Below are 11,150 nucleotides of genomic sequence, written 5' to 3'. Positions count from 1 at the left end.
TTCAAAATGTATTTGTAAGTAAAAGATCCTTCGCTGCGCTCAGGATGACAGATTCCTATAGAAAAATCGTCATCTCGACCGGAGCAACGCGAAGTGGAGAGATCTTTGAACCGAGTTATTAAAATCTAGTTTAAAAGATTTCTCGACTGCACTGCGTTTCGCTCGAAATGACGATGCTACGAGACAGACTTAGCCACTAACTCCGTGTTTAACCCGCGCCCCTGTGGCAATCACCTCGTAAACCAGCGGTAATAAATTTGTTTGATTTACTCACCGGCAATTGTATATTGCTATATTGTGCCCGTTTTAAACATTCTTTTATGAAAAAATCATCCTTTGTTCTGCTTTGTCTCTCTTTTTTAGTCTTAACTGCTTTTGCCCAAAAGAAACCTAATTTTTGGGATGATGTGCAAACCATTAAAAAGTACGATCAAATGTACAAACCACCCGTTCATCCGGTGTTGTTTGTAGGAAGTTCATCCATCAGGAAATGGGACGACTGTACACGGATTTTCGCTAAATACAATGCCTTAAACCGCGGTATCGGTGGTGCTGTAATTAATGATATTACATATTATTTAAACGATGTTGTTTTTCCTTACCAACCAAAACAGATTGTACTGTATGTGGGGGAGAATGATTTGCCAAACGAAACGGTTACACCTGATACTGTTTTAAACCGTACCATGCGTTTATTCAATGCCATTAGGGCAAAGTTGCCAACTGTGCCTATTGTTTATATTTCTATTAAACCAAGTCCGAGCAGGGATAAATTTAAAGAAAAGGCAATAGCTTCGAATGCATTGATCGCGAAATTTTTAGCCGGAGAGGCCAACACGAAATTCGTTAATATATATCCTTTGATGTTAACCAAAGATGGAAAGCTTAGGCCGGAACTTTTTGTGGATGATATGTTGCACATGAATGCTGCGGGTTATGCCATCTGGCGCAAAGCGGTTGAACCGTATTTAATGAAATAATCATTTTTTACCAACTAAGAGCTTCTGATCAAGATATTTTCTCTAATTATTTTACCATATAAGACATATAAGAACACATAAGCTCAAATGCCCTTAAATTTCTTATATGGTAGAAAAAATTTAGGATGCTCTCCTTAAAATACAACAACCCCCTCTTTTTTTACAACCTAAACATAAGCATTTCAATTATGCTTTAATTTATTGTACAGTCTCCGGTAAAAATAGCCCCGATTGAACGGAAAGCCCATAGCGCAGCGAGGACTTGAAGTGAAAGCGGGACCGACCCCAACCTAAGCACCAGAGGTATTGCGCTCCAAAAAGGTCAAATTTTTTTTAATACCTCAGCAATTTAACCCTCCTTAGAAGTTGCTGCTACCGGGTTAATATCAATTTTACCATATAAGACATATAAGAACACATAAGCTCAAATGCCCTTAAATTTCTTATATGGCAGAAAAAATTTAGGATGCTCTCCTTAAAATACAACAACCCCCTCTTTTTTTACAACCTAAACATAAGCATTTCATTATGCTTTAATTTATTGTACAGTCTCCGGTAAAATAGCCCCGATTGAACGGAAAGCCCATAGCGCAGCAAGGACTTGAAGCGAAAGCGGGACCGACCCCAACCTAAGCATTACAGGCAAGCCGCTCCAAAAAAATAAGCACTACTTCTTTTTTTTCTTACCTTAGCACACCTCAGAAATAACACCTATCTGGTTTAATATTGGAGGAAAGTTGTATGCAAGGTTAACCGGAATTAAAATTATATATTTATTATTGCGTTAACCGCCCCTAACCTTATGAAGAGACTTCTACTGGCTATATTATTCTTTTTTACTACTTATTTTGCCCAGGCCCAGGTGCTATTGGGTATTCCGCAAGTGGTAAATTACAATAATGAGCAGTATAATGGCGGTATTCAGAATTGGGATGTAGAGCAGGATAAAAATGGCACCCTCTATTTTGGCAATAATGAGGGACTGCTTACTTTTAACGGCCGCTATTGGAACCTGTTCAGGTTGCCTAACTTTACCTCGGTACGTTCGGTAGGGATTGATTCTAAAAACCGAATTTATGTGGGCGGGCAAGATGAGTTTGGTTATTTCTACCCTAATGCACAAGGTGTTTTAAAATACACGTCGCTACTAAACCTGCTGCCCGAAAACATGCGGAAACTGGCCGATATATGGGGCGTTGCAATTGTGCGCGATGAAGTGTTTTTTAGGTCGATACATGCTATTCTGCATTATAAAGATGGGGTGATTAAAAGTTATAAAACCAATACTACCTGGCTGTTTATGGGCACGGCAAAGGGGAAAGTTTTTTCACAATCATCTGATTCGGGCCTGATGATTTACGACCACGAAATGTGGAAGCCTTTTTGCGTGGACAGCGTTTTAAACCGCTCAGGCATTACTGCAGTATTACCTTATGGCGGCGATACCTTATTGGTTTCGATGTTAAAAAAAGGCTTCTTTCTCGTCGTCAACCACCAGCTAAAACCTTTAAAAACCAGTTTGGACCAGGTTTTTTTAAACGAACGGGTTTATTTTACCACTCAAATCAGTCCGAATTTATATGCTGTAGCTACCACTTCGGGTGGGGTGTACATTATGACTAAACAGGGTAACCTGGTACAGAAATACAACTATAAAGAAGGCTTACAAAATAACAATGTAAGGGGTATACTGCTGGATAAGGATAAGAATATGTGGCTGGCCCTTGATGATGGAATTGCCTATGTGGCCATAAACAGTGCAGTTAAAAGTATTTCTCCCGATCGTAATAAGCAGATTACCAGTTACGCTTTTCTTAAATATGGCGGATCGATCTACATTGGCACTTCTTATGGCTTGTACCGTACCAAAATTAATACGGCTTTACCCGATTTAAGCTATTCGATAGCAAATTTTGAAGAGGTAAAAAACACCAAGGGGCAGGTATGGGGGCTTGATGAAATTAACAACCAGTTGCTCATGGCACACGAAGACGGAACCCTGCTGGTGAAGGATAATGTTGCCACCCCGCTGTACAGCTCAATTGGTACCTGGATGTACCAAAGCATGGATAATGTTTACCCAAGCAAAGAGGTAATTGCAGGCACTTATGCCGGACTACAGGAAATAAATTACGATGGAAGCCGCTTTATTAACGGCGGCAAAATTGCCGGGATTAATGAAACCCTACGCTTTATTGTGGCCGATAACAATAATCCCGATCTGATCTGGGCTTCGCATCCTTATCATGGTGTATATAAGATAGAACTAAAACCGGATCATAAAAGTATCCTGCATACCACGTTATGCTCTGATCGGGATGGCTTACCTACCAAGCTCTATAATTACGTATTCCACCTTAAAAATAGGGTGGTAATTGCTACTATAAGCGGGATTTTTGAATACAATGCGGTCAGTAAAAAGTTTATCCGGTTTAAATTGTTGGGATCGGCACTCAATGGTGTTCCGATCCAGTACCTTAAAGAAGATAACGATGGTAATATCTGGTTTATAACCAATAAAAAAGTAGGCGTAATCGATTTCCACAGACCGCAGGGCAAAAATGCTTTCAGTATTTTATACCTGCCGGAGCTAAATGGTAAGGTGGTTGGTGGTTTCGAATCGATATATACGCCCGATAGCAAAAACATATTTATAGGTGCAAATAAAGGGGCTTACCATATCAATTACCAGAAATACATTCAGAATATAACCCGGCCAAATGTAGTGCTAGGCATGGTTAAATTAATGGGTAATAAAGACAGTGTGGTTTTTGGAGGCTATTTTGTAAATAAAGGCGCCATTGTGCCGAAGCAAGATTTGCAAGAAATACCTGAATATGTATACAGCTTAAATTCTATTCATTTCGAATATGCTTCTACGCTTTTTGAGCACGATAAAAATATTAAATTCAGCTACCAGCTTATTGGCTTTGATAGCGAATGGTCGGCATGGAGCACAAAAAGTGAAAAAGACTATACCAATTTACCTGCCGGAAAATATACGTTTAATGTAAAGGCCAGTACCGGTATCAGTAACGAATCGGATGTGGTAAGCTATACTTTTGTAGTACTGCCCGCCTGGTACAATACCATTTGGATGCGGATTTTTTACCTTATTTTAATTGTATTGGCTTTAAGGCTGGTTATCAGGTGGCAAAAAAAGAAACATATAAAAGAGCAGGAGCGAATGAGTTACCTGCACCAGCTGGAACTGGATCGGAACGAAAAAGAAATTGTAAGACTGCAAAATGAAAAGCTTGAAGCTGATGTAAATTATAAAAACAAAGAGCTTTCTACCATGACCATGCACCTGGTTCAGCGTGGTAAAGTTTTGGCAAAAATTAAAGAAGTTATATCGGCAGTAATTAAAAACCATGACATTAACGAAAGCTCGCCAAGTTTCAGGCACCTGATCAGGCTGATTAAAGATGTAGAAAAGAAAGACCAGGAACTGGATCATATGAGCGTACACTTTAATCATGTAAACACCGAATTTTTTAATAAGCTTAAAGACCTCTACCCTGATTTAAGTCAGAACGATTTAAAGTTTTGTGCCTATTTATCGATGAATCTTTCGTCAAAAGAAATGGCACAGTTGATGAATGTAACCATTAAAGCTATCGAAGTGGGCCGATATCGCTTAAGAAAGAAACTTCAGCTTAAGCCTGAGACTAATTTATACGAATTTCTGATCAACATTGCCCGCCAAAAAACATCATAAACCGATGTTTTTGTTACAATAACAACATTTTTAGTTAAAACAACTTAAGTGCTTGCAAATCAGTATTACTGTGTATTTCCTGTAGGGCTTATGTAGGCCTAAAAATCTTCTTTTTCGGTTAATTGAGGGCTCTTGTATGGTTTGTGTAGTAGCGCAAAATTGTTCAATTGTATTGCACGGCTATAGATTTGATTTATGAAACGGGCTGCCAAAAGCCCCGGTCATTAACTAACCAAATATTAACTTAAAACTAATTTCTATGAGAGGAAGATTTACATTCGTATTCTTCATGTACTGTCTCCTGGCATTTCCGCTGGCCTTATTGGCACAAGACATACCGGTTACAGGAAAAGTAACAGAACAAAATGGTGCCCCTTTACCTGGCGTAACAGTTAAGCTTGATGGAACTACCAAAGCTGCATCTACTGATGCCAATGGTGTTTTTAGTATCCAGGCACCTGTTGGCGGCAAATTGACCATCAGTTTAATAGGCATGGCAACGCAAACGGTAACTGTTCCGGCAGGCGGCCGCATTAATGTTTCGCTTGCAGCCGATTCGAAAGATTTAACGGAAGTGGTTGTAGTGGGTTATGGTACACAGAAAAAAGCCCTGGTAACCGGGTCAATCTCGAGCGTAAAGGCAAAAGATCTGGAATCGATGCCTATTAACAGGGTAGAGCAAGCCTTACAGGGGAGAACATCTGGTTTAACTATTGCCAGTGGCAATGGACAGCCGGGATCTGCTTCAACAGTGAGAGTGAGGGGCTTTACCTCTTTTGCATCTTCAGGTAATAACGATCCGCTTTGGGTTGTTGATGGTGTAATTGTAGATAATGGTGGCATTGGTTATTTAAATCAATCAGACATCGAATCTATTGAGGTTTTAAAAGACGCAGCTTCGCAGGCAATTTATGGTGCCCGGGCGGCAAACGGGGTAATTATTATCTCGACCAAAAAGGGTAAAGAAGGAAGGTTATCCATAAATTACAATGGATTTTACGGTACACAGGCGCCGGCTAAAAAGCTAAAACTGCTAAACGCAAGTGAATATGCAACGATCAGAAATGAAGCATATTCAAATAGTTATAATGCAGCAACTGACGGCCCTTTAACACTTCCGTATTCAAATCCATCATCTTATGGAGAAGGCACTGATTGGCAATCGGTTGTTTTTAATAACGATGCCCGCAGGCAAACCCACGAGTTTAGCGTTTCTGGCGGAACCAATAAATCTACCTTTTATACTTCTTTTGGTTATATAGATCAGGAAGGTATTGTAGCCACGCCGATTTCTAATTTCAATCGTGCTAACATTCGTATTAATTCTACATTTAAGCCTGCCAAGTGGATAAGCTTTGGCGAGAATTTAGGCTATAGCCATTCGGTTAACAGTTCTTTAGGTAATACCAATAGTGAGTTCGGTGGCCCTTTAAGTTCGGCAATCCATTTAGATCCAATTACCCCGGTTATTCAAACCGATCCAACAGCTATAGGGAAATCTCCTTATACCATTGCGAATATTATAAGAGATCCGGCCACAGGATTTCCTTATGGTATTTCTGGCCCTGTTGGTCAGGAAATGAGTAATCCGCTGGCTTATATTCAAACCAGATTGGGTAACTATGGTTGGGATCACAACATCGTTGGTAATGCTTTCTTGGAAATTGAGCCCATTCAGAATTTAAAATTCAGATCATCGCTGGGAACGAAACTTGCTTTTTATGGTTCGGAATCTTATACCCCGTTATTCTGGTTAAGTCCTTCAAACACCAATACTAAGGCGAATTTCTATCGCGAGATGAATATGACATTAAATTATAACTGGGAAAATACCGTCAGCTATTCAAAAAGCTTTGGTAAACATCATGCATATGCGATTTTCGGTCAAGGTTATTATATGGACAACAATAACCGTGGCTTAAACGTAAGGTTTAACAATATCATTGCACAGAATTTTTATCAGAGTAATTTAAATTATAAACCGGCAACTGCCGATATCCAAGGTGATGGTAGTGATGCTACCTTGCATGTTGTTAACTCATTATTTACCCGTGTAACTTATGATTATGATGAAAAATATCTATTTACAGGTATTATTCGCCGTGATGGTTCTTCACGCTTTGGTACAAACAACCGGTTTGGTTACTTCCCTTCAGCCTCAATAGGTTGGGTGCCTACAAAAGAGGCTTTCTGGAAAGAAAACAACATCGTTAATTTTTTAAAATTACGGGGTAGTTACGGAATTACAGGAAACGATGCAATCGGCGATTTCAGCTACGTATCATTGGTAAACAGCGGACGTAATTATACTTTTGGTACTACAGATGTAAGCACTATCGGATGGAGCCCGGCCGCCTTATCAAATCCGGATTTGAAATGGGAAGAAACCCACCAAACAGATATTGGTTTAGATGCTACATTGTTCAATGATTTTACACTTAGTGCCTCTTACTTCAAAAAGAAAACTATCGGTGTGTTGCAAACACCTTCTATTCCACTTTATTTAGGTGCCGCTGGTGGTGCCGCAGAAAATGTTGGTGATATGCAGAACACCGGTATAGAATTCGAATTAGGTTACAGAAAAAAAATCGGTGAGCTTAATTTAGGTATTAATGCCAATATCTCAACTTTAAAAAATAAGGTAACCAAGTTATTGCCCGGAAGAGAGTTTATAGAGGATAACGCACAAAGTTTTCAGGGCATGGGTAACTTCACCCGTACCGCAATCGGGCGATCATTCAATGAGTTTTATGGGTATGATGCGGTTGGTATTTTCCAGTCGCAGGCAGAAATTAATGCCTACACAGGACCAGGTGGCACAGTGCTGCAACCTGCTGCAAAACCCGGAGATATTAAATTTGCCAACTTAGATGGAAATGAAACTATAAATGGTAGTGACCGTACTTATTTAGGTAGTCCGCTTCCAAAATATACATACGGTATTACCATTAATTTGGCATATAAAAACTTTGATTTTGTTGCCTTCGGAAACGGTGTAGGTGGAAATATGATCTTCCAGGGATTAAGACGTTTAGATGTAACCTATGGAAACTGGCAAAAATCTATTCTTGATAGGTGGACACCAACAAACCCATCAACTACTGTTCCGCGTGTTGCAGATAAAGATCTTAACGGAAACTATACCAAGTTCTCTAAAAATTATTTGGAAAAAGGAGATTATTTCCGTTTAAAAACCCTTCAGGTAGGTTATAACCTTCCAGGTAATGTGATTAAAAAAATTGGCGCACAAAAAGTTCGGGTATATCTGATGAGTGAAAACCTTTGGACCATTACAAAGTATACCGGTTACGACCCCGAAATCGGTGGAACCGTATTGGGTATAGATCGGGGAATTTATCCGCAAGCCCGTTCGTTTATGGTAGGTTTAAATGTTGGATTCTAAAAAAAATTAAAATGAAAAAGAATATTTTAGCTATTGCAGTACTTTTAACCGCTTCTCAACTAATCGTTTCTTGTCAAAAACAACTGGACGTAAATCCGCGTGAACGTATTTTAGAGACAAGTTATTATCAAAGCCAGCAGCAAGCTTTTACTGGTTTGGTAGCTGTTTATGATCAATTGGGTAATCAGTCTAGTGGCTACCTCACAAAACTTAATTTATTTAGCTCTGCATCAGATGATCATTTCGCCGGTGCCGATTCTCCATCAGATTTAGGAGATATGCAAGCAATGAATAATTATACGGTAAACTCATTATCGGGTGGCCCAAGTTATTTGTGGAGTAAAGGCTTTACCGGCGTTTACCGCGCAAATGTTTTATTGAAAAAAATAGAAGGCATTACGATGGATGCTTCAACCAAGGCAAGGTATATTGCTGAAGCTAAAGCATTACGTGCGATATTTTATTTTGATTTGGTGCGTATCTTCAAAAATATACCACTAATCTTGGCACCAGTAGAGCCTTCTGGTATGTTCGATGTTACACAGGTTGCCCCTGCCGATGTTTATAAACAAATAGAAACAGACTTAACAGAATCATTATCTGCTCTTCCTGTAACTATCCCTACTGCTGATGCAGGGCGTTTGAATCAAGGGGCAGTTCATGCAGTTTTAGGCAAGGTTTACTTATGGCAAGAAAAATGGGCTCCGGCAGCTGTAGAATTTGCATTGGTTAATGGTACCGCACCAGGCGCGAGTACTTATGGATATAAGCTATTACCAAACTTTGCCGATCTGTGGAATTGGAAAAACAAATTCAACTCAGAATCTATTTTAGAACTCAGCTACAATACTACCTCAAATATGGGCTGGGGTAATGTAGGAAGCCGCGAAGGTAATGTTATGGGTATTTTAGTAGGGCCGCGTAACTATGTGCCTGTAATTGCTGCACAAGCACCAGACTATGTTTCGGGTTGGAGTGTTATGCCGATAACCAAAGAGTTATTCGATTTAATTCACTACGACCCGCGTAACAAACCTACGGTTGCCAATTTAGATAGTTTGGAGAAAGCTGGTATTGTAACCTACAAACATGCCAATGATAATACCGGATATTTTGTTGAGAAATATGCTGGAAGAGTTTCTACCAAAGCTGCTGTTGGCCAGTTAGAATTAAACTTTGGTCAGAATATGTACGAAATACGTTTGGCAGATACATACTTAATGGAAGCCGAAGCATTATTGAAAAGTGGCGCTGCAGTTGGTGCAGGTACCCGGGCATACATTTTCTTCAATGCAGTAAGGGCCCGTGTAGGTTTAAATCCTGTTGCGGTAACCATGGATAACATCATGAAAGAAAGACGTTTGGAACTGGTAGCCGAAGGACAAAGGTGGTTTGATTTGGTTAGGTGGAAACTGGCCCCAACCAAACTGGCTTATAAAGGATTTCAGGCAAATAAAAACGAGACCCTGCCCATCCCACAGGCTGAGTTAAACAACACCAAAATTCTTCAGAGTAAAGAGTGGGGCGGTACAAAATAAGTTGCCATCTAAATAACCTTAAAGTTTAATTGTTAACAGGGAGAGAGCGAGTTCTTTCTTCCTGTTTTTTAATCCGATCATCATTGTCTATGCTACTTACTAAACGGCTCCTTTTTATGGCCTGTGTTTTTACCTGTTCATCACTTTCCGCTGTTGCCCAAAACCAGGCAGATGTTTGGCTTACCAAGGCAGACCGATCTGTTTTATTTGCTAAGCAAGCGGCCAAAATAAGTTTTAATGTAGCTAAAAACAACCTGCCAACCATTACTGTAAACGACAAAGAAACTTATCAAACAATTGATGGCTTCGGTTATGCCTTAACCGGTGGAAGTGCGCAGCATATTGTTAAAATGTCGGCACCAGCCAGGGCGGCTTTATTGAAAGAGTTATTTGCTACTGATGGAAACAACATCGGGGTAAGCTATATCAGGTTAAGCATTGGTGCTTCTGATTTAAATGAAAAAGTATTTTCTTATAACGACCTTCCCGAAGGACAAACCGATTTAACACAGGCTAAATTTGATTTAGGCCAGGATAAAATGGATGTGATTCCGGTAATGAAGGAAATCCTCGCGATAAACCCAAAGTTAAAGATTATGGGCTCGCCATGGTCTCCTCCCTTATGGATGAAAACTACTTATGATGCCCGGGGAGGCATGTTAAAGCCTGAGTTTTATGACGCTTACGCTAAATATTTTGTCCGTTATGTGCAGGAAATGCAAAAAGAAGGTATCCCGATTGATGCGATTACCGTTCAGAACGAACCTTTACACCCCGGCAATAATCCCAGTTTGCTGATGGTTGCACCAGATCAGGCGCTTTTTGTAAAGAAATTTCTCGGTCCTGCTTTTGCTAAAGCCAATATTAAAACCAAAATTATTGTGTACGATCATAATGCCGATCGCCCGGATTACCCGATTAGCATTTTGGATGATCCGGAAGCCAAAAAATATATAGATGGATCGGCCTTTCACCTGTACGGAGGAAAGATTGAAGCCTTAACTGATGTGCACAATGCCCATCCTGATAAGAACATTTACTTCTCTGAGCAAATGGTAGTAGAACAGCCAGATGCTGCGGATATTAAAATTGTTAATCCGGTTAGTCGTTTGATTATCGGTGCTACCAGAAACTGGAGCAAAAATGTATTGGAGTGGAATCTGGCAGCCGATCCCGAGAATAAACCTTATACTGATAGGGGCGGTTGCTCCATGTGCCAGGGTGCCGTAACCATTGATAAAGATGCCTATAGCAGAAACCTGGCTTATTATTCCATTGCCCATGCTTCTAAGTTTGTGCGGCCGGGCGCTGTTCGGGTGGCTACAAACGATTTAATCGATCTGCCAAATGTTGCCTTTAAAACGCCCGGTGGTAAACACGTTTTAATCGTAGCCAATAGCGGCAAAAATGCCACTACGTTTAATATTAGCTTTAATGGCAAAACACTTGTAGCAACACTCGATAAAGGATCTGTAGCCACTTATATCTGGTAATTATCTAAATCTAAC

The 11,150-nt window shown here is 40.0% G+C and carries 5 protein-coding genes; all 5 read left to right on the top strand.

Annotated features, from left to right (window positions below; genetic code table 11):
* Window positions 1–320: 320 nt before the first annotated feature.
* Window positions 321–980 carry a GDSL-type esterase/lipase family protein gene (locus ACN9MR_RS19455; protein ID WP_426326202.1) on the top strand — a complete coding sequence of 220 codons (660 nt, stop codon included), beginning with the start codon at window positions 321–323 and terminating at the stop codon, window positions 978–980.
* 802 nt (window positions 981–1,782) lie between these two features.
* Entirely contained in the window at window positions 1,783–4,701 is a 2,919-nt protein-coding gene (locus ACN9MR_RS19450) for a ligand-binding sensor domain-containing protein (RefSeq protein ID WP_426326200.1), read from the top strand.
* Window positions 4,702–4,960: 259 nt separating this feature from the next.
* Window positions 4,961–8,104, top strand: a complete 3,144-nt coding sequence (locus ACN9MR_RS19445; protein ID WP_426326198.1) for a SusC/RagA family TonB-linked outer membrane protein — start codon at window positions 4,961–4,963, stop codon at window positions 8,102–8,104.
* A gap of 11 nt (window positions 8,105–8,115) precedes the next feature.
* The gene (locus tag ACN9MR_RS19440) at window positions 8,116–9,642 is read left to right on the top strand and encodes a RagB/SusD family nutrient uptake outer membrane protein (RefSeq protein ID WP_426326196.1); all 1,527 of its coding nucleotides are present in this window, start codon (window positions 8,116–8,118) and stop codon (window positions 9,640–9,642) included.
* A gap of 89 nt (window positions 9,643–9,731) precedes the next feature.
* Window positions 9,732–11,135 (top strand): glycoside hydrolase family 30 protein, encoded by a 1,404-nt coding sequence (locus ACN9MR_RS19435; protein ID WP_426326194.1) that lies wholly within the window; start codon window positions 9,732–9,734, stop codon window positions 11,133–11,135.
* Window positions 11,136–11,150: the final 15 nt, after the last annotated feature.

This window comes from Pedobacter sp. R-06, from assembly GCF_049913135.1.
In the GTDB taxonomy this organism is placed as follows: domain Bacteria; phylum Bacteroidota; class Bacteroidia; order Sphingobacteriales; family Sphingobacteriaceae; genus Pedobacter.
The sequence above is the reverse complement of the archived record's forward strand: the minus strand, read 5'-3'. Positions and strand labels throughout refer to the sequence as shown.

Coding starts and splice junctions, on each gene's coding strand:
- ACN9MR_RS19455 (WP_426326202.1), top strand. CDS start 321: ATGAAAAAATCATCCTTTGTTCTGCTTTGTCTCTCTTTTTTAGTCTTA.
- ACN9MR_RS19450 (WP_426326200.1), top strand. CDS start 1,783: ATGAAGAGACTTCTACTGGCTATATTATTCTTTTTTACTACTTATTTT.
- ACN9MR_RS19445 (WP_426326198.1), top strand. CDS start 4,961: ATGAGAGGAAGATTTACATTCGTATTCTTCATGTACTGTCTCCTGGCA.
- ACN9MR_RS19440 (WP_426326196.1), top strand. CDS start 8,116: ATGAAAAAGAATATTTTAGCTATTGCAGTACTTTTAACCGCTTCTCAA.
- ACN9MR_RS19435 (WP_426326194.1), top strand. CDS start 9,732: ATGCTACTTACTAAACGGCTCCTTTTTATGGCCTGTGTTTTTACCTGT.